The sequence below is a fragment of the Pseudarthrobacter sulfonivorans genome, from assembly GCF_024391045.1.
GTDB classification, from domain to species: Bacteria; Actinomycetota; Actinomycetes; order Actinomycetales; family Micrococcaceae; genus Arthrobacter; species Arthrobacter sulfonivorans_B.
On sequence record NZ_JANFCZ010000015.1, the window covers coordinates 13,367 to 32,286 of the forward strand.

An 18,920-nucleotide genomic window follows, 5' to 3' on the forward strand; every position below is an offset into this window, starting at 1 on the left:
GCCTGCGGCTGCTGCCGGCAACCGGACGGCGCCCGGCCCCCAGCCGGTGCCCTGGCGGCCAGACTGCCCCCAGGAACAGCACCACCATGGTGGCGCCGGCCGAGGCGGCGGCCCAGAAGAAGTAATTATCGGGATCATCAGTGGGAAGTGGCGTGCCGATGATGGTCGACTGATTCACGAAAGCCAGCTCCCACGTACTGAGGAAGGCCAGCGAAAAAGCAACCGTCAGGCTGCTGCCCACCCCGGTGGCCACCAGGGCAACATGGCGGCGCCGCACCAGGAGTTCGGCCACCGCGGCCACATACGAAACTGCCGCGAGCCCCAAAAAGGTGACCGCAACAGCTTCCTCCAGCGTGATGGCGGTCAGCACCAGCACGCCCAGGGCGGCGACGGCCGTAATGAGGGCGAACTTTCCGCTGAAACCCATGTGGCGCATGGGATCAATCATCCCCGAGGGCGGGCTTACTTGAGCACGTAGCCGCGCATGATTGCCATGATTGCTGCAACGCTTTGGTCACGGCTGCGCTCCGGGTTGTAGGTCACCCGGTCCAGGCCCACCACGAAGCAGGCACCGAAAATTGCCGTCTCCAGGCTCCCGCGCGAGATGCCGCCGTCAACGGGATGAACGGCGGCCACGGCCTCGATGGCGTCACCGATCACGGCCAGGAGTTCGGTCCTGAGCACGGCAAACGTATCCTGCCACACGCTGGGGGTGCGCCAGTTTTCACTGACCCAGAGCCTCGCGAAGGACGGATAGTCGGCCATGAAGTCCATGGCCTGCCCGATCATCGCCTCCATGGCCAGCAGGGGGTCGGCGGCGGGGGCGGCAGCCGCACTGAGCAGGCGTGCCTTGAGGATATCCACACCATGCCGCAGCAGCTGGGCGATCAGATCGGACTTGCTGCCGAAGTTGTAATAGACAGTGCCTTTGGAGACGCCGGCCGCCGCAGCAATCTCGTCCACGGTCACGCCGGCGGCACCCCGTTCGCCGATCAGTTCCATCGAGGCGTCGAACAGCTTTTGCCGGGTGGCGTTGGTCCGGGCCGGCCGGAGCTTCTTCTCAGCCGCAGCAGGGTCCGGCAGCACGGTGCTCATACGGCAATCTCGGGTTTGAGGGTCTTGAGCGTCCAGTACTTGTGCTTACGCACCGCGAAGGTGGACATTGCGGCGCCCAGCAAGGTGTAGCCGAGGAGCCCCAGCACAATGGGCACAATCATGGACAAGTCCGCGCCGTAAATGAGGTGCCGCATGCCCGTGACCACGTAGCCCATGGGAAGGACCTCGTGGACCACGTGCAGCGGTTGCGGGGTGGTCTGCCAGGGAAACGTTCCTCCCGAGGAGACCAGTTGCAGCACCAGCAGGATCAGCACCACCAGCTTGCCGGGGGACCCCAGCAAAGCCACCACACCCTGGATGATGGCGCTGAACGCCATCGCCGCGGCCAGCATGAACAACCACATGAGGACCGGATGCGCAGGGTTCAGTCCCAGCGCCAGGTTGACCACCAGGGTCAGCAGGGTGGCCTGGACTGCTGAAACGGCCAGGAACGGAAGCCAGCCGCCGACGGCGATTTTCCAGGCCGGGGCGTTCGACGCCAGGGCCCGCTGGGTAATGGGCCGCATGGCCTGGACCAGCATAAAGATGCCGATCCACAGGGCAAGGGTCATAAAGAAGGGCGCCAGCCCCGCGCCGTACGAGTCTGCTTTGGCCTGGGAGACGTTGCTGACGGCGACAGGATCGGCCATCACCTGTGACAGGCTGTTCTTCTGCGAATCGTCGGGGTTGGGTACCTGGCCCGCGCCCCGGGCGATCTCGGTGGCGAGCGTCCGCGACCCGTCAGCGGCGGTAACAGCGCCGGCCTCAAGCTGCCCCGCACCGGCGTCCACCGTCTTGGCCCCTTCCGCAAGCCGGCCCGCTCCGTCGAGGGCAGCCTGCTCGCCGGTGGCCAGCGTGGCGGCGCCGGTGTGAAGCTGGTCCGCGCCGCCCGAAGCCTGCGCCACGGCGTTTTTCAAGGCAGGCGTGGCCGAGGCAAGCTGGGCGGCGCCCACACTCACGGCCGTGGCGCCGTCTGAGAGTTGCTGGATCTGGGCGGCGTCGCCCTGAAGGGTGGCCTTCGCGGCGGCCACCGGGCTGGAGGCTGCCGTGGAGTCGAACGCGTTCATCAGCTTTGTCGCTTCCTCAGGGGTCAAACTTGAGAGGGCGGCGGTTTCAACGCGTGCGCGGAGCCCCTTATCCGCGGCGTCGAGCTGGGTGGCAACGTTCTGGACCTTGGTATTCAACTGGGCGTTCCCGGCAGCCACGCTTGCGGCCCCGTTGGCCAGTGTCTGGGTGTCCGTGGGGAGTGTTGCGGTCTTGTCCTTCAGGAGGGTGAGGCCGCTGCTGAGTTGCCCGGCGCCGTCGGTCAGCTGGTTCGCCCCATCGCGCAGCTTCAGTTGTCCGGCGTAGAGCGCCGCGGCACCATTGCTGAGTTCGGTGGTCCCCGCGTGGAGTGTGCCGGCTCCGTCGCGGAGGGTGGCGACGCCGTCGGCCAGCTGGCCGGCACCGTCTCCCGCCTTGAGCATTTGGGCGTGGATGGTGCCAAAGCCGGTCAGGAGCTGATTTGCAGTCTCTTCACCCACCTCCTTGGCAACGGTGGTGTGAACCGAGGTGGTCAGCTTGTCCACGATGGTGCTCAGCAGGTAGTTGTTGGCATCGTTGGTGGTGACGTTCAGCATGGCCTGGCTCGCGGAATCGAAGCTGCCCGGTGAGACGAGGTTGGCGGAGAAGTCCTGGGGGATCTTCAGCGCAAACGCGTACTGGCCGCTGCTGACGCCGGCGTCGGCCTCCGCGGTGGTGGCCACCGGCTTCCAGTTGAAGACATGGCCGCTGATCAGCCCGTCTGCCACCTTAGTGCCGGCATGGAGTTCGGTGCCGTCAGCCGCCGTGGCCCCGGAGTCTTCCACCACCAGGGCGGCATCGATCTGGTTCAGGTTCCCGTAGGGGTTCCAGTTGGCGTAGAGGTACACGGCGCCATACAGCAACGGCACCATGGCCAGCGCCAGGATGGTCAGTTTTGGCAGCAAACCGCCGGTCATCCGCTTGAGTTCGGAGCGGGCCAGCCGCAGCACAGTCACTTGGCATCCTCGGTTTCGAGTAGGAGGGTTTCCGGTTCGTAAGCCGGGTCAGGTTCGTTGATCGATGCAGGCCGGGCCGGTGCCGACTGAGCCGGTGCAGATTCCGGGGCGGCTTCCGGGGTGGCGGCTGGTTCCTCCGCCGCCCGGACCTCGTTGCCGATCACGGCGGCCGGTCCGGTCCACGAGTCCGGGAGGGCAGTGACGGTAGCGACGACGGCGAGTGGCCGGCCGCCGTCGTACGCCAGCTCCTGGAGCCGCGGCAGCCAGTCCGCAACATTGGCGCTGTGCCTGTCGGGGGAGTCCACCACCAAAAGATCGGCGTTGGGGTTGGCCAGCGCCAAGGCCGTCAGCAGCTCCATCCGCTTGCCGGCGGCCAGCTGTTCGGTCCAGAGGTCCGCGATGTCTTCAAACCTGTTGACCTTGAGCCAGGGTTTGCTGAGAAGCGCGCCGCGGTAGCGCCGGGGGACCAGGGCGAGGTCCTCGGTCACGAGGTCGCGGACGCTGAGGTGCTGCTCCGGCTCGTTCACCCCCGGGGAGTCAACCAGCGCGCTCGCGAGCCGAAGGGCTTTGATGCGCGAATGGCCGCCCCAGGTGACCTGCCCGCCGGTCGGTTTCATGCGCCCGCTGATGGTCAGGGCGAGGGCGGTCCGCTGGTCCTGTCGGTCGGCTGCCACCAGGAGCAGCTCGCCCCGGCTGACGCGCAGTGAGGTGGGGGGAAGCAGGTCGTCACGCCGGCCCCTGACATGGAGCTGCTGGACAAATAGCAAGGATGGCCTTCCGCCGAGGTATGTCTCTGCCACCATCCTAACCGAACTGACTGGTCAGTTCAAATAGACTACAGGCCGTACTTTTCCAGGAGCCGCAGCCACACCTCGCTGATGGTCGGAAACGACGGCACCGCATGCCACAGCCGGTCCAGCGGGACCTCGCCCACCACCGCGATCGTGGCGGCGTGGAGCAGCTCACCCACGTCCGGTCCGGCGAAGGTGGCTCCCAGCAGGACCTTGCGGTCCTCATCGACCACCAGCTGCGCCCAGCCCGCGTAGTGCTCGGCGTGCAGCGATGAACCTGCTACCTCGATGGCCAACTCCACGGACGAGGCGTTGTAGCCGTCCGTCCTGGCTTGCTCCACCGTGCGTCCCACGGAAGCCAGCTCAGGATCGGTGAACACCACGCTGGGCACTGCGTGCTCGTTGGCCGTCTGGGCGTAGCGGCTCCAGGCCTCCGGGGCGCCTTTCAGTTCCCCCTTGGCCCGGGCGGCGATGGCGTCACCGGTGGCCCGTGCCTCGTACTTGCCCTGGTGTGTGAAGTAGTTCTTGCCGGCGGCGTCACCCACTGCATATAGCCAGGGCTCATCGCCCGGCGCGTCCTGGACTAGGCCAGTGGAGTCGGTGCGGAGCCGGAGCGGGCGCCCTTCTTCCGCCTCGAGGCCAACGCTGTCCAAGCCAAGGCCGTCCAGGGCCGGATGCCTGCCGGTGGAGACCAGGACCTTGTCCGCCATCACGGTGCTTGGTTCGCCGGCGGTCCGGTCGCGCAGGGCCAGGGTGAACGTGCCGTCGTCGTTCTGGCGGATGCTTTCCGTGGATGCGCCGAGGCAGACCTTCACTCCGTCCGCCCGAAGAGCCGCCGCCACGAGGCTTCCGGCCTCGGCGGGGAAGGCCCCCAGGAGGCCGCTCCGGGCCACGAGCGTCACGTCCGAGCCCAGGCGGGCAAACGCCTGGGCCAGTTCGGTGCCGGCCACCCCGCCCCCCAGGACGGCAAGCCGCTCCGGAATTTCCTGTGCCGAGGTAGCTTCGCGCGTGCCCCAGACCTTGAGTTCCGCCAGACCGTCGATAGGCGGCCGGTTGGGCGTGGACCCGGTGGCCAGTACGACGGCGTGCCGCGCCTTGAGCTGGTAGGTGTTGCCGTCCAGCCCGGCTACTTCCACAGCGCGGGGCCCGGTGAGCCGGCCGCGTCCGCGGATGAGATTGATCCCGGCGCCGTCAAGCCACTTCACCGCGCCGTCGTCCTGCCAGTTGGCGGTGAAATAGTCGCGGCGCTTGAGCACTGCCGCGGCGTCCAGTGTCCGGGTCACCGCCTCTTCGGCGCCCGGCACGGTCTGCGCACCGTGGAGGGCCGTGCCGGGGCGGAGCAGCGCCTTGGACGGCATGCAGGCCCAGTAGGAACATTCGCCGCCCACCAGTTCTGCCTCGACCACTACAACGGTGAGTCCGCCCTGCACTGCCCGGTCCGCAACATTTTCGCCCACCGCCCCGGCGCCGATGATTACGACATCAAATTCGCGGTCCACGGTTTGGGGCGTCATTTCTCCAGCCTACGCCCGGCCCTGCGGCGGCGGGGAGGACCGCCGCCCCGGGGTTAGCCCCGCCTGGCTGGCTCCCGGGCGAGGCCGCGCCGGGATTTACACACGTTTTGTCCTATAACCCCTAACCCGCGACGCGGCCTGGCGGTTAAAGCAAAAGGTCCGCACCGGCGAACCGGTGCGGACCTTCATTCTGTGCGCCCAAAGGGATTCGAACCCCTGACCTTCTGTTCCGTAGACAGACGCTCTATCCAGCTGAGCTATGGGCGCATATTCTGTTTCGCGGAGTATCTCGCTCCCCGAACCTCGAATTACTTTACGCGAGGGTGGGCCCTCGTGCCAAATCGAGGGGCATGTAATATAGCTGACTAGACCGGTCTAGGTGACCTTCATCACTTAAATTAGGCGATTTCAGTAAAGTTTCCTTGAATTTGCGCGGTTTACGTCCCTAACGATCACAAACGTGCATTGCCGGTGCCTCATGGGACCCCCGGGTGGCCAATAACATTTAGGACACACCGATGAACCCGAGGAAGGGAACCGTAATGGGCGATCTGGCGCAGAAACCGCTGCTCGAAAAAGCACCCACCACGCATGCCGCACTGTTGGCATGGGTCGAAGAGGTTGCAGAACTTACGCAGCCGGACCGCATCCACTGGGTTGACGGATCTGAGGAAGAGTACACCCGTCTCACCGACGAACTTGTCGCAGCCGGCACGCTGACGCGGCTGAACCCGGAGACGTTCCCCAACTCCTTCGCGGCCTTCTCCGATCCTGCCGACGTAGCGCGGGTCGAGGAGCAGACCTACATCTGCTCCGAAAAAGAGCGCGACGCCGGCTTTACCAACAATTGGATGGCTCCGGCTGAGATGAAGCAGAAGCTGCGCGGCCTGTTCGCCGGCTCCATGCGCGGCCGCACCATGTACGTCATCCCGTTCGTGATGGGCCACCTCGACGCCGAGGATCCCAAGTTCGGCGTGGAAATCACCGACAGCGCCTACGTGGTCGCCTCCATGCGCATCATGGCCAACATCGGCACCGAAGTGCTGGACAAAATTACGGCGACGAACGCATTCTTCGTGCCTGCCCTGCACTCCTTGGGCGCGCCGCTCGAAGCCGGCCAGGCCGACGTGCCGTGGCCGTGCAACCCCGACAAGTGGATTGTCCACTTCCCCGAGGAACGCTCCATCTGGTCCTTCGGCTCCGGCTACGGCGGAAACGCCCTGTTGGGCAAGAAGTGCTACGCCCTGCGTATCGCCTCCGTGATGGCCCGCGACGAAGGCTGGCTGGCCGAGCACATGCTCATCCTCAAGCTCACCTCGCCGGAGAAGAAGAACTACTACATCTCCGCGGCCTTCCCCTCCGCCTGCGGCAAGACCAACCTCGCCCTGCTGGATCCCACCATCGACGGTTGGGAAGTCGAAACCCTCGGCGACGACATCACCTGGATGCGGATCGGCAAGGAAGGCGAGCTGCGCGCCACCAACCCGGAGGCAGGCCTGTTCGGCGTAGCCCCGGGCACCGGCTGGGGGACCAACCCCAACGCCATGCGCGCCATCGCCAAGGGCCACAGCATCTTCACCAACGTCGCACTCACGGACGACGGCGGCGTGTGGTGGGAAGGCATGACCGACGAGGTCCCCGCGCACCTGACGGACTGGCAGGGTAACTCCTGGACGCCGGATTCGGACAAGCCGGCCGCGCACCCGAACTCCCGCTTCTGCACGCCGATCTCGCAGATCGACATGCTGGCTGAGGAGTACTACAGCCCCGAAGGCGTAGAGCTCTCGGCCATCCTGTTCGGCGGCCGCCGCAAGACGACGGTTCCCCTGGTCACTCAGGCCCGCAGCTGGACCAACGGCATCTTCATGGGCTCCACGCTCTCCTCGGAAACCACGGCGGCTGCCGCCGGCCAGGTCGGCGTGCTCCGCCGCGACCCGATGGCCATGCTGCCCTTCATCGGCTACGACGCCGGCGACTACCTGAAGCACTGGATCAGTGTCTCGGGCAAGGCCAACCCGGAGCGGCTCCCGCACATCTTTCTGGTCAACTGGTTCCGACGCACTGCCGACGGCGGGTTCGCATGGCCGGGCTTCGGCGACAACGCCCGTGTCCTCAAATGGGCCATTGAGCGTCTCGAAGGCAAGGCTGACGCCGTCGAAACGCCCATCGGATTCGTCCCGGCGGGCCACTCGCTGGACCTTACCGGCCTGGACCTCACCCACGCCCACGTCGAAGACGCGGTACGCGTTGACCGCGAGGAGTGGGAGGCCGAGCTGGCCTCGATCGAGGAGTGGTACGCGAAATTCGGTGACTCCCTGCCGGAGGCTTTGCGCGCCGAGCTCGACGCCCTGAAGGAGCGCATGGCGGACCACAGCTAGTCAGCTGGGTAGAAACAGACATTACGACGGCGGCCCCGCACCTTTCTCGAAAAGGTGCGGGGCCGCCGTCGTACTTTTTTGGGGACCTAGCTGGCGAGCCAGATGTCCGGGCCGAAGACCTCATAGTGGATGGATGTGGCCGGGATGCCCGCGTTGATGGCCTCATTGCGGATGTTTTTCATGAACGGCAGCGGGCCGCACAGGTACAGCGACGCGTCGGCCGGGAGATCCACCTCGCGCAGGGACATGAAGCCTTCCTTGGTGCCTTCGACCGGCTGCTCCAGCCACAGCTGCAGCTCGGCACCGTCCAGGCGTTCGACGTCGTCCGTCATCTGGCTGCGCAGCGCCCAGCTGTCGAGGGTGCTCTCGGCGTGCAGCACCAGCACCTGCCGGTCGGAGCCGGCTTCGGCGAGGGAGCGGAGAATCGACGCTGTGGGCGTGCAGCCAATGCCGGCGGAGGCGAGGACCACGGGGCCGTCGCCCTCCTTCAGGGTGATTTCGCCGTACGGGTTGGAGATATCGAGCACGTCGCCCACCTGCACGTTGTTATGCAGGACGGGGGAGACCTCGCCGCCGTCGTCGAGCTTGGTGGTGAAGCTGCGGCTGGTGCCGGCTTCCCCGGAGAGCGAGTACTGGCGGACCTGCCGCAGGCCTTCGGGCAGGGTCACCTTGACGCTGACATACTGGCCGGGCAGTGCGGGCGTGATGGGAGTGTCGTCTGCCGGTTCCAGGGTGAAGGTCATGGAGCCGAGGCCGGCGGGAGTCTTCGCCGCGACGCGCCACGGAGCCCACATCTTGCCATTGGCCTGTGCTGCGTAGAGGCCCTTTTCGAGTTTGATCAGGGCATCGGCCATCAGCCAGTACACCTCGGTCCAGGCCTCGGCGATTTCGGGGGTGATGACCTCGGCGAGGTCATCGGCGATGGCGGCGAAGAGGTGCTCGTAAACCACCTTGTACTGCGGTTCGGTGATTCCCAGTGAGGCGTGGCGGTGTGCAATCCGGGAGAGGACCGTTTCGGGGAGGGTGCCGGGGTTGCTGACCAGATGGCTGGCGAAAGCGGCGATGCTTCCTGCCAGCGCCTGCTGCTGATCGCCCGAGCGCTGGTTGGAGCGGCTGAACAGGCCGTCCAGGAGTTCCGGGTGCGCGGCGAAGAGGCGGGCGTAAAACTTGGGGGTGATGGCGCCGATCCGCGAGCCGACCAGCGGCAGGGTGGCCTCAATGACAGGGCGGGATTTGTCCGAGAGCATGCTGACTCCTGAGGTAGGTGACCGGGGCCTTCGTCCGGTCGGATAATACATGCATTTGAAATGCATGTATTGATACCTCAAGTTCTACACCCTGTAGAAATATGAAATCAAATCGAGTGTGTCATGTGGCGTTCGACGGCCGGACAGCCCGGCTGCGGGTGGGGCTACGGAGCCTTCAGGACCTCAGGCTGGAGGCCCGTAGGGTGGAGTCCCTCAAGCTGGAGGCCAGCAGGCTGGAGTCCCTCGGGCCGGAGGACCTCGGGCTGGAGGCCGGGGCGCAGGCCGATCATTTGAAAGACCGGCGTCATCTGCTTCGAGCCGGGCAGTTCGGCCACCACGACGTCGTCCAGTTCCCGGTAGAAGGCCTCACGGGCGCGGCCCAGGGCGGCGCGGAGCTTGCACTCGTTGATCAGCGGGCAGTTACCTGCCGGGGAAACACAGTCGGCGGCATCGGTGCGGGTGTTCAGCGCCCGCAGGACCTGGCCCACCGTGACCAGGCGGCCGGCTGAGCTGAGGCGCGAACCGCCGCTCCTGCCCCGTTCAACATCAATCAGGCCCAGGCCCCGCAGCTTGGCCATCGCCTTGCTGACATGGTTGTACGGCGTGGCCACGGCATCCGCAATGTTCTGGGTAGTGAGGAGCGTGGCCTCCGGGGCGGCAGCCAGGACCATTAGGGCCCGGAGGCTGACGTCGGCGAAAGCGTTGATTTTCATGACCATCGGCCGCGGTCTAGCCCACCCAGATGGCGGGCTCGTTGGTATCAGCCGCCAGCGGGCCGAAGTCCCATTCGCGGGTGGTCTGGTTGGCAGAGTACGGGAGGACGGCCGCGAAGACGGACCCGTCGCGGTGCTCGGCGGCCACGTGGATGGCATCCGAATCTTCCTCGACCAGCGTGATGTCGCAGACCACTGCGGCGGCCCGGAAATCATCCCGGTTTTGACGCAGGAGTTCGGTGAGGTCGCTGATCATGGCCTCGGCGTCGAAGTCACCGTCGGAGCCTTCCGTAGCATCCGCCGGAGTAACGGCCATGAGCCGGACCTCGCCGTCGTTCTGCACCACCAGCGCGAAAGGCAGGAACCCGCCGTTGCGCTGGAGCTGTTCCTGGGCGGCGCCAAGTCCGGTGCCCATCAGGTTCTCCAGATCCGCGGCGCTGGCCTCCGGAACGGAATCCCGCCAGGACGGCCCAGCCTGGCCGGCCGCGGCGTCGCTTGCCGGGCCGTGCTGTGCCTGGGGCTTAGCGCCGGACATTGGCCAGCACGCGGTCACGCACGCGTTCCATCAGCAGCCGGTCCGTGGCCTCCACATTAAGCCGGAGGAACGGCTCCGTGTTGGACGGGCGCAGGTTGAACCAGTAGCTTCCGTCGTTGGCCGTGAACGTGCTTCCGTCCATGGTGTCCACGATGATGTCTTCAGCGGCGAAATCTGCCTTGACCCGGTCCACAGCTCCGGCCTTGTCCTCGATTTCGGAGTTGATTTCACCGGAGGAGACATAGGGTTCGTACTCACGGCCGAGCTCGGACAGCGGACCGTCCTGCTCGCCGAGTGCGGCCAGGACGTGCATTGCGGCGAGCATTCCCGTGTCCGCGTTCCAGAAATCGCGGAAGTAGAAGTGCGCGGAGTGCTCACCGCCGAAGACGGCACCTTCTTCGGCCATGACTGCCTTGATGAAGGAGTGGCCAACGCGGGTGCGGACTGCGCGTCCGCCGTCGTTCGCCACCAATTCCGGCACCGCACGTGAGGTGAGCAGGTTGTGGATGATGGTGGGTGTCGCCTCGCCCTGTCCCTGCGCACGGGCGATTTCGCGGCGCGCCACCATGCCGGTGATGGCCGACGGCGAGACGGGCTCGCCCTTTTCATCGATCACGAAGCAACGGTCGGCGTCGCCGTCGAAGGCCAGCCCGATATCGGCACCGTGTTTGATAACGGCGGCCTGCAGGTCGCGCAGGTTCTCCGGCTCGAGCGGGTTCGCCGGGTGGTTGGGGAAGGAACCGTCGAGCTCGAAGTAGAGGGGGATGATCTCGAACGGCAGCTTCGGCAGGAGGGCGTCGCCGAGGACCGCGGGGGTGGTCAGGCCGGCCATGCCGTTGCCTGCATCGACGACAACCTTGAGCGGACGGGACCCGGAGAGGTCCACCAGTTCGCGGAGATACTCCGAGTAGTCCTTCAGGACGTCGTGGACGCCGATCTGGCCACGCTTCGGGGCGGCCGGGATGTGGCCGGTGTTCAGGTATTCCTCAGCCAGCGCCTGGATCTCCTTGAGCCCCGATTCGGAGGAGATGGGCTGTGCGCCGGCCTTGGCCATCTTGATGCCGTTGTATTCGGCGGGGTTGTGGCTGGCGGTGAATGTGGCGCCGGCTGCGTTGAGGGAGCCGCACGCGTAGTAGAGCTCATCGGTGGAGATGAGGTCAAGGAGCTGGACGTTGGCGCCGCGGGTGGCTGCGCCGTCGGCAAAGGCCTTGGCGAACTCGGGTGAGGAGGGGCGCATGTCGCCGCCTACCAGGACGGTTTTGCCTTCGAGTTCCAGGACATCGACGAACGCGGCGCCTACGGCTTCGACGATTTCGGCGGTGATGGAATCGCCCACGATGCCCCGGACGTCGTAGGCCTTGAAGGATGCCGAGAGGTCAAAAGTCTTTGTCTGTTCGCTAGTCACGGGTCTTATCTTACGTGGAAGTGCACGGCAGCCTGTTGAGGGGGAGTGGGCGCCAGGCCATGTGACGGAGGGTTCCTTTCCTTGTGTGCCGGCATATGGGGTTGTCCACATAGGGACCTTCGGGGAACCGGTGTCGATGGGGGCTGGGATACTGAATCAATGGTCGATACCCAGAACGCCGCCCTTCTTTCCGCTTCCCCTGATGCTCCGTCCACCACAAAGGTCCAGGCGCTGGAGGTCCTCCGGGAACTCGTGGGCCATCCGGAAGCCGCATTCCATGACGGGCAGTTCGAAGCGATTGAGGCACTGGTCGACGCCGGCCGGCGGGCGTTGGTGGTCCAGCGCACCGGTTGGGGAAAATCGGCCGTGTATTTCGTGGCTTCACTTCTGCTTCGGCGCCGCGGCGCCGGGCCAACGTTGATCGTCTCGCCCCTGCTGGCCCTGATGCGGGACCAGGTGGCCGCCGCCGCCCGCGCGGGCGTGCGTGCCGTGGCCATCAACTCGGCGAACCAGCTGGAATGGGACACCGTGCGGGAACAGCTGGCCGCGGACGAGGTGGACGTCCTACTGGTATCGCCGGAAAGGCTCACGAATCCGTCGTTCCGTGAGAACCAACTGCCGGAGCTGATCCGGCGAACCGGACTGCTGGTTATTGACGAGGCCCACTGCATCTCCGACTGGGGCCACGACTTCCGGCCGGATTACCGGCGCATAGCGGACCTGATCACCCAGCTGCCGGACTCGGTTCCCGTTCTGGCCACCACCGCCACGGCAAACTCCCGCGTGGTCCACGACATCGAGGAACAGCTCGGGGCCGGTGTCCTGACCATCCGCGGCACCCTGGGCCGTGATTCCCTGCGGCTGGGCGTCCTCTCCCTCCCTGATTCGCGCCAACGCCTGGGGTGGCTCCTGACCCACCTCGGCGATCTCCCCGGCAGCGGGATCATTTACACCCTGACCGTTTCAGCCGCGGAGGACACTGCGCGTCTGCTCGCCGAAGCGGGCCATGAGGTGCTGGCGTACACCGGCCGCACCGATCCCGCCGACCGCGAACGCGCCGAGCAGCTGCTTAAGGACAACCAGGTCAAGGCACTTGTGGCAACGTCCGCGCTCGGCATGGGCTTCGACAAACCTGATCTCGGCTTTGTGGTGCATCTGGGCGCGCCGTCCTCACCGGTGGCCTATTACCAGCAGGTTGGCCGTGCGGGCCGTGGTGCGGCAAACGCCGATGTGCTGCTGCTGCCGGGTTCCGAGGACCGTGACATTTGGCAGTACTTCGCTACTGCATCCATGCCTTCCGAGGAGAAAGCCACGGCGGTGCTGACTGCCCTGGCCGAGGCCGGTTCCGCGGTGTCCACGGTTGCCCTGGAAGCACGCGTTGACCTCCGCCGCACGCCGCTGGAGCTGCTGCTCAAAGTGCTGGCGGTGGACGGTGCCGTGGAGCGGGTCGGCGGCGGCTGGCGTTCGACGGGCGTGCCGTGGGTCTATGACGCCGAACGCTACCGCCGGATCGCCGAGGCCAGGGTGGACGAGCAGGACTCCATGGTCATCTACCAGGACACCGCCGGGTGCCGGATGGAGTACATCACCTCGGTTCTTGACGACGAAACAGCGCATGCCTGCGGGCGGTGCGACAACTGCGCCGGCCGCTGGTTCCCGGCTGACATTGCAGCCGACGCCACGGCAGCCGCAGGCCAGACCCTCAGCCGGGCCGGCGGGGTCCTGGAGGCCAGGCTGCAGTGGCCAAGCGGAATGGACCGCCTGGGCGTACCAGTGAAGGGCAAGATTAAGCCCGATGAGGGAGTGGCCAACGGCCGCATTCTGGCAAGGCTCACGGACCTTGGGTGGGGCGGTGCACTGCGGGAACTTTTTGCGGCCGGAGCAGCCGACCGGCCGGTGGACCCCGCAATGCTTCAGGCCTGTGTCCAGGTCCTGCATGAATGGGCAACGGGTGATGGCCGGACCCCGGGCTGGAGCGGCGCCGGAAGGCCGGCGGCAATCGTCAGCATGCCTTCACGGAGCAAGCCCGAACTTGTCCGCTCCCTGGCGCAGGGGATCTCGGAAATCGGCCGGATGCCCTACCTTGGCGAACTGTCTATGGGCCACGGCGGACCGACGGGAAGCAGGGGCGGCAACAGTGCCTACCGGCTGGCGGGGGTCTGGGACCGTTTGGTCGTGGGACCTGAACTCGAGGCAGCCGTGGCGTCACTGCGCGGGCAGGGCGTAATGCTGATAGACGATCTGGTGGATAGCCGGTGGAGCCTTACGGTCGCCGGACGTGCCCTGCGGCAGGCCGGGGCGGGTGCTGTCCTTCCGCTGGTGCTTGGGCAGGCGGGCTGACGGCCGGGCTGCTTGAATCCGGGCTGTTTGAATCGGGGCTGCTGGAATCCGGACTGTTTGAATCGGGGCTGCTGGAATCCGGACTGTTTGAATCCTGTCGGCTGGAATCCGGACTGCTGGCTGCCGGGCTTTTGGAATCCAGACCGGCGACTTCCGGTCCCGCAGGGCGGCTGACTTCTGCGCCGGCGTGCCGGTGCAGGGACAGGCTGTCCGCGGTGCTGAAGAGCATCAGGACCGCCATGGTGAAAAAAGCGCCACGGAACGGGCCCGCCGCATCCGCGTCGAAGACCGCCACGCCGTCAAAGACACGGATGAGCAGCGCGCCGACGGCAATGCCGGAGCCGGCCGCGAGCTGAACCAGCGTCGCGGATACTGAGTTGGCTGAGGTGAGCTGGGCGGGCACGATGTCCGCGTACTGAACTGAGGCGTATGCAGAAAATCCGATGGAGCGGAAAGCCCCGCTGCAGACCAGCAAGGCGAAGATCAAGGCCTGCGGGGTGTCCGGAGTGAGCAGGGCGCACAGCGCGAAGGTGACCGCGGACGCCAGGGAGCCAAGGACCAGCATGGCGCGGAAACCGAAGCGGCGGATCAGCGGCGTGGTGGCCGGTTTGATGCCGATGTTGCCGATGAACACAGCAGCCACCATGATGCCGGCATGCAGTGGAGTCCAGCCGAAGCCGGTCTGAAACATCAGCGGCAGCAGGAAAGGCACGGAGCTGATGGTCAGGCGGTACACAAAGCCGCCGGTGGCCATTGCCCGGAAGGTCCGGGTGCGGAATACCGAAAGATCAAAGAGCGGGTGTTTCGCGCGCCGCATCCACAGCACGGCGCACGTCAGGGCAACCAGCCCAGCCACAGCGGAGATCGCGGCCCACGGCCCGTCGGGATGGGCCGTGGCCAGCTCCAGGCCAACAACCAGGGAGCCCACTCCCGCGGTGGTCAGGGCCAGCCCCAGCCAGTCCAGCCTCCGCTCCGGATCGCCCGCGACGGCAGGAACAATCTTCAGCGCCGTGATGAACGCGGCTGCCCCCAGCGGCAGGTTGATGAGGAAGATCCAGTGCCAGGACAGATAGGTGGTCAGTGCGCCGCCCACAAGCGGAGCGAGCACCGGTGCGAGCAGCGCCGGCCACACCAGGAACGCCGTTGCCCGCAGCAGTTCCGATTTGGGTGTGCCGCGAAGCACCAGGAGCGTGCCCACCGGAACCATCATGGCTCCGCCGGCGCCCTGCACGATCCGGCTGACAGTCAACACCGTCAGGTCAGGGCTCAGCGCGCAGGCCAGGGACGCGAGCGTGAAAAGGGTGATCGCCAGGCAGAAGACCTTCCGGGCACCGACGCGTTCGGCGAGCCAACCGCTTAAGGGGATTCCCATCGCCACGGTCATGAGGTAGGCGGTCATGGTGATGTTCACATCGGCGGCGGGCACACCAAAGTCGCCGGCGATGTTGGGGATGGCGGTGGTGAGGATGGTGCCATCGAGGAATTCCATAAAGAATGTGGCGGCCACCAACAGTGCCAGACGAGGATTCCACGCCGGGCTTGTGCCGGTTTCGCTGTTCGGGGTGCTGCGTGCGGGCATTGCACCATCCTGCCACCGTCGGTCCGCACGCCCCCATGTAGGTCGCAGTTGATGTCGTTATGACGCTTCATAAGAGCATCTGCTGCTACTTAGTTGGGGGGAGGAGCGGGGGAGCCGGAGCCAGGAGGCCGGGTCCGGGTACGCAAAAGGCCCCGGTGCAGGACCGGGGCCAAACGCGGAGACGGGGGGATTTGAACCCCCGGTGGAGTTGTGCCCCACACTTCATTAGCAGTGAAGCCCATTCGGCCGCTCTGGCACGTCTCCAATTGCTATTCCTAGCCCACCAAGGATACGCAGAACCGGGCACCGATCGCAAAACGACCAACGCGGGGTCACTTCGCGCCAATAAAAGGCTCGTTATCGGGCGTGGAGCGACCCCGCGTTGGTCTGTGTGGGACGTACCATCCTGAGTTCGCGGAGGTTTTCCCAGTCAGTGATGTTGTCCTCGGCGCCGTCGGCTGCGAAGCCGAGCCGGCGGTAGAAACCGATGGCCCGGGCGTTGTCGGCGGCGACCCACAGGCTGGCGGGTGCAGTGCCCAAGGCCGCCTCGAGAAGCCGGCGGCCCAGACCCAGGCCCTGGTGGGACTCCAGCAGGTACATGCCCCAGAGCTCCAGGTCACCGGACGACGGCGGCGGGTGGCCCTCCGGCGAGCCGGGAGCGGGCAGCCGGCGGGCGCCGGCAAACCCGATCACCATGCCGTCGTCGCACGCCACCCACACTTCCGCCGGTTCCGGCCGGTCCAGGAGTTGCTTCCACAGCGCCAGCCGGCCGGCGGGATCCACCGCTGCCAGGAAAGCGTCGGACAGCATGCCGCGGTACGTTTCCTGCCAGCAGCGGACATGGACCTCGGCCAGCCGTTCCATATCAAATGGAACCGCCCGGCGCACCGACAACCCGGACATCAGCCGCCGGCCAGGGCACGCCACAGGAAGTGCTGGCTCCGGGCCTGGAGCGCGGCGGCCTGCCGGTTGTCCGAAGCGCCGGCGTGGCCGCCCTCCAGTGATTCGTGGAACCACACGTTCCTGATGCCCATGGCCTCCATGCGGGCAGCCATCTTCCGGGCCTGGACCGGGCCAACCCGGTCATCCGACGTGGCAGTCCAGATGAACGTTTCGGGGTACTCCACACCGTCCTTGAGCAGGTGGTACGGCGAGAACGTTTTGATGTACTCCCATTCGGCCGGCACATCCGGGTCACCGTATTCGGCAATCCATGAGTGCCCGGCGGAAAGCTTGGTGTAGCGCCTCATGTCCAACAGTGGAACGCCGCATGAGATGGCGCCAAACAGTTCCGGGTAGCTGGTGAGCATGTTCCCCACCAGAAGCCCGCCGTTGGACCCGCCTACACAGCCGAGCCGTTCGCGCGAGGTCACGCCGCGGGATACGAGGTGCCGGGCCACGGCTGCGAAGTCCTCGAACGCCCGGTGCCGGCTCTCCTTCAACGCGGCCCGATGCCAGGCCGGCCCGTATTCGCCGCCGCCGCGGATGTTCGCCACCACGTACACGCCGCCGCGGGAGTGCTGTGCCTCGCCTGCGGCGCCGGTTGCGGCCGTCCGCCGCTCCAGCCACGCCCTGCCCACTGTTCCGCTGTACGCGGGGGTGCGCGAGACCTCGAATCCGCCGTAGCCGGACAGTTGCGTGGGGTTCTGGCCGTCCAGGACGAGGTCCCGCGAGGCAACCTGGAAGTACGGCACCCGGGTGCCGTCCGCGGATACGGCGAAGTGCTGCTGCACTTCGTAATCGCCGTCGTTAAAGAACGACGGCGATGCCTTCACTTCCGCGTGGCGGCTCACCACGCGGGTGCTTGGGTAAGGAGTGTCCGCGTCAGCTGTGCCCGCGTCAGGAGTGCCCGCGGCCGCGTCGCCGCGTCCCTCCGACGCAGCCCGTTCCAGCCTTTCCCGTTCCAGTGTTCCCCGCATCAGCGTGCTGGGCGTGGTGAAGCTGGTGGCGACCAGCCAGAAATCGTCGCCCGCACCGCCGTCGTCTGGGCCTTCATCCTCATCGTCCACGGCGTAGGCGTTGACGTCATGCAGCGGCGGGCACGCATCCAGCAGCGACGAGGCCCAGGCCCCGGAAGCAGGGTTGGCAGAGGGCGCAGCCGGATCCAGCACCCGGATTTCGGAAGAGACGTCGCGGAGGAGGTTCAGCAAGAGGAAGTTCCGCGTCCAGCTCCAGGACTGCAGCGACGTGTGGGCGTCGGGGGTGAACAGCACCAACAGGTCCCGCGAGCCGGCAACGTAGTCGTCGAACCTGGCAGCAAGGAGGGACCCGGCGGGGTAGGTTTTGCCTTCGAGGGCCCAGTCCTGCTGCGGCCTGAACAGGAGCCATTCACGGTGGGCGCTGAGGTTCACGTCGGTGGGTGCTTCGAGCTCCACCCAGGAGTCCCCGGACCGGACAAACGTGCTGCGGTTGTGGAAATCGATGTAGTCCACCGCGAAGGTGCGCTCGAAGCCGGGTGTGGAGTCATGCGCCACCACCGCCAGCATGTGGTCCTCGGGAATCTCGAACAGCCGGGGAGCCGCAGGAAGGGCCTCGCCGCGGCGCAGGGTGACGGCCGTGCGGGCGTACCCGGACGCTGTCGTCGGCTGTCCCTCCGCCGTGGAGGCGACCAGCAGCGTGTCCGCGTCCAGCCACGAGAGGTTCCCCTTCGCCGTCGGCAGGTCAAAGCCACCGGCGGTCGGGTCAACGAAGGCGCGGGTGCCGACGTCGAACTCGCGGTAGCGGTTGGCGTCGCCGCCGTCGGGGGACAGCGCCACCAGCGCCAGACGGTACGGTTCCCCGTCGGCAGGGCGCAGGAACGTGGCCCCGTGGAACACCCACTCAACCCCCTCGGCGGCGGCCAGCGCGTCCACATCCAGCAGGACATGCCACTCGGGGGAGTCGGTGAGGTAGCTCTCCCACGTGGTGCGGCGCCACAGCCCCTTCGGGTTCGCCTGGTCCTTCCAGAAGTTGTAGTACCAGTCGCCGCGTTTACCCACCATGGCAATCCGGTCCGTGGAGTCCAGCACTTCCAGGATGCTTCCTTCCAGGGCCGCGTAGTCGGCGTCCTCCAGGAGGTCCTCCGTGCGGGCATTCTGCTCCCGGACCCAGGCCAGCGGCTCCTCGCCGTAGGTTTCCTCCAGCCAGACGTTCTCATCCGGGGGCTCCGGCGCAACCCCCGCGGGGACAGTGCCAAGGGGCGTAGGGGTGGAAGTGGACGATGAACCGGGCGCTGAATCAGCTGCAGTGGTGGTCATGCGCCCCATCCAAACAACAGATTCGCCCGGCAAGCAAGTCAAGGCCCTCCGGCCCGGGCGGATACTCTG

The 18,920-nt window shown here is 66.4% G+C and carries 12 protein-coding genes, 2 tRNA genes and 1 pseudogene; 2 read left to right on the forward strand and 13 right to left on the reverse strand.

Features of this window, described 5'->3' with window-relative positions:
- Nucleotides 1–462: 462 nt before the first annotated feature.
- From NQJ30_RS11325 to NQJ30_RS11345, 5 genes are all read right to left on the reverse strand, one after another.
- Entirely contained in the window at nucleotides 463–1,095 is a 633-nt protein-coding gene (locus tag NQJ30_RS11325; RefSeq protein ID WP_255770025.1) for a TetR/AcrR family transcriptional regulator, read from the reverse strand.
- Nucleotides 1,092–3,113: a YhgE/Pip family protein gene (locus NQJ30_RS11330; protein WP_255770026.1), complete on the reverse strand. Its 2,022-nt coding sequence runs from the start codon at nucleotides 3,111–3,113 to the stop codon at nucleotides 1,092–1,094. Before NQJ30_RS11330 ends, NQJ30_RS11325 begins: the two co-directional genes overlap by 4 nt.
- Complete coding sequence (locus NQJ30_RS11335) at nucleotides 3,110–3,880, reverse strand: ABC transporter ATP-binding protein (RefSeq protein ID WP_255770076.1); 771 nt, start codon at nucleotides 3,878–3,880, stop codon at nucleotides 3,110–3,112. Before NQJ30_RS11335 ends, NQJ30_RS11330 begins: the two co-directional genes overlap by 4 nt.
- A gap of 68 nt (nucleotides 3,881–3,948) precedes the next feature.
- Nucleotides 3,949–5,418: a dihydrolipoyl dehydrogenase family protein gene (locus NQJ30_RS11340; protein ID WP_255770027.1), complete on the reverse strand. Its 1,470-nt coding sequence runs from the start codon at nucleotides 5,416–5,418 to the stop codon at nucleotides 3,949–3,951.
- A 193-nt stretch (nucleotides 5,419–5,611) separates the two neighbouring features.
- Nucleotides 5,612–5,685: transfer RNA gene (locus NQJ30_RS11345), tRNA-Arg, on the reverse strand.
- A gap of 275 nt (nucleotides 5,686–5,960) precedes the next feature.
- Between NQJ30_RS11345 and NQJ30_RS11350 the strand changes: the two genes are divergently transcribed.
- On the forward strand, nucleotides 5,961–7,796 hold the full coding sequence (locus tag NQJ30_RS11350) for a phosphoenolpyruvate carboxykinase (GTP) (protein ID WP_255770077.1): 1,836 nt from the start codon (nucleotides 5,961–5,963) through the stop codon (nucleotides 7,794–7,796).
- 86 nt (nucleotides 7,797–7,882) lie between these two features.
- Here NQJ30_RS11350 and NQJ30_RS11355 read toward each other — a convergent pair whose 3' ends face one another.
- The 4 genes and pseudogenes from NQJ30_RS11355 to NQJ30_RS11370 all read right to left on the reverse strand — a co-directional run bounded on the left by NQJ30_RS11355 (nucleotide 7,883) and on the right by NQJ30_RS11370 (nucleotide 11,696).
- Complete coding sequence (locus tag NQJ30_RS11355) at nucleotides 7,883–9,043, reverse strand: globin domain-containing protein (protein WP_255770028.1); 1,161 nt, start codon at nucleotides 9,041–9,043, stop codon at nucleotides 7,883–7,885.
- Between the two features lie 266 nt (nucleotides 9,044–9,309).
- Nucleotides 9,310–9,756 (reverse strand): annotated as a pseudogene (locus NQJ30_RS11360) (RrF2 family transcriptional regulator); the annotation flags it as partial.
- 16 nt (nucleotides 9,757–9,772) lie between these two features.
- Entirely contained in the window at nucleotides 9,773–10,291 is a 519-nt protein-coding gene (locus NQJ30_RS11365; RefSeq protein WP_308215206.1) for a hypothetical protein, read from the reverse strand.
- A complete protein-coding gene (locus NQJ30_RS11370) occupies nucleotides 10,278–11,696 on the reverse strand; it encodes a phosphomannomutase/phosphoglucomutase (protein WP_255770029.1) in 1,419 nt (472 codons plus the stop codon). The genes NQJ30_RS11365 and NQJ30_RS11370 overlap by 14 nt, the downstream gene beginning before the upstream one ends.
- Nucleotides 11,697–11,855: 159 nt before the next feature.
- Between NQJ30_RS11370 and NQJ30_RS11375 the strand changes: the two genes are divergently transcribed.
- Nucleotides 11,856–14,036 carry a RecQ family ATP-dependent DNA helicase gene (locus NQJ30_RS11375; RefSeq protein ID WP_255770030.1) on the forward strand — a complete coding sequence of 727 codons (2,181 nt, stop codon included), beginning with the start codon at nucleotides 11,856–11,858 and terminating at the stop codon, nucleotides 14,034–14,036.
- Here the strand turns inward: NQJ30_RS11375 and NQJ30_RS11380 are convergent.
- The 4 genes from NQJ30_RS11380 to NQJ30_RS11395 form a co-directional block, all read right to left on the reverse strand.
- Nucleotides 13,960–15,615, reverse strand: coding sequence for an MFS transporter (locus NQJ30_RS11380; protein WP_255770031.1), 1,656 nt, complete (start codon nucleotides 15,613–15,615; stop codon nucleotides 13,960–13,962). The two genes, NQJ30_RS11375 and NQJ30_RS11380, sit on opposite strands and share 77 nt — an antisense overlap.
- A 176-nt stretch (nucleotides 15,616–15,791) precedes the next feature.
- Nucleotides 15,792–15,879, reverse strand: a tRNA-Ser gene (locus NQJ30_RS11385).
- 93 nt (nucleotides 15,880–15,972) lie between these two features.
- Complete coding sequence (locus tag NQJ30_RS11390) at nucleotides 15,973–16,479, reverse strand: GNAT family N-acetyltransferase (RefSeq protein WP_255770033.1); 507 nt, start codon at nucleotides 16,477–16,479, stop codon at nucleotides 15,973–15,975.
- A 38-nt stretch (nucleotides 16,480–16,517) separates the two neighbouring features.
- Complete coding sequence (locus tag NQJ30_RS11395; protein ID WP_255770034.1) at nucleotides 16,518–18,851, reverse strand: prolyl oligopeptidase family serine peptidase; 2,334 nt, start codon at nucleotides 18,849–18,851, stop codon at nucleotides 16,518–16,520.
- Nucleotides 18,852–18,920: the final 69 nt, after the last annotated feature.

Excerpts from the sequence above, each read along its gene's own strand:
- NQJ30_RS11340 (WP_255770027.1), bottom strand. The coding sequence starts at position 5,418 with ATGACGCCCCAAACCGTGGACCGCGAATTTGATGTCGTAATCATCGGC.
- NQJ30_RS11380 (WP_255770031.1), bottom strand. The coding sequence starts at position 15,615 with ATGCCCGCACGCAGCACCCCGAACAGCGAAACCGGCACAAGCCCGGCG.
- NQJ30_RS11365 (WP_308215206.1), bottom strand. The coding sequence starts at position 10,291 with ATGTCCGGCGCTAAGCCCCAGGCACAGCACGGCCCGGCAAGCGACGCC.
- NQJ30_RS11355 (WP_255770028.1), bottom strand. The coding sequence starts at position 9,043 with ATGCTCTCGGACAAATCCCGCCCTGTCATTGAGGCCACCCTGCCGCTG.
- NQJ30_RS11395 (WP_255770034.1), bottom strand. The coding sequence starts at position 18,851 with ATGACCACCACTGCAGCTGATTCAGCGCCCGGTTCATCGTCCACTTCC.
- NQJ30_RS11325 (WP_255770025.1), bottom strand. The coding sequence starts at position 1,095 with ATGAGCACCGTGCTGCCGGACCCTGCTGCGGCTGAGAAGAAGCTCCGG.
- NQJ30_RS11350 (WP_255770077.1), top strand. The coding sequence starts at position 5,961 with ATGGGCGATCTGGCGCAGAAACCGCTGCTCGAAAAAGCACCCACCACG.
- NQJ30_RS11390 (WP_255770033.1), bottom strand. The coding sequence starts at position 16,479 with ATGGAACGGCTGGCCGAGGTCCATGTCCGCTGCTGGCAGGAAACGTAC.
- NQJ30_RS11375 (WP_255770030.1), top strand. The coding sequence starts at position 11,856 with ATGGTCGATACCCAGAACGCCGCCCTTCTTTCCGCTTCCCCTGATGCT.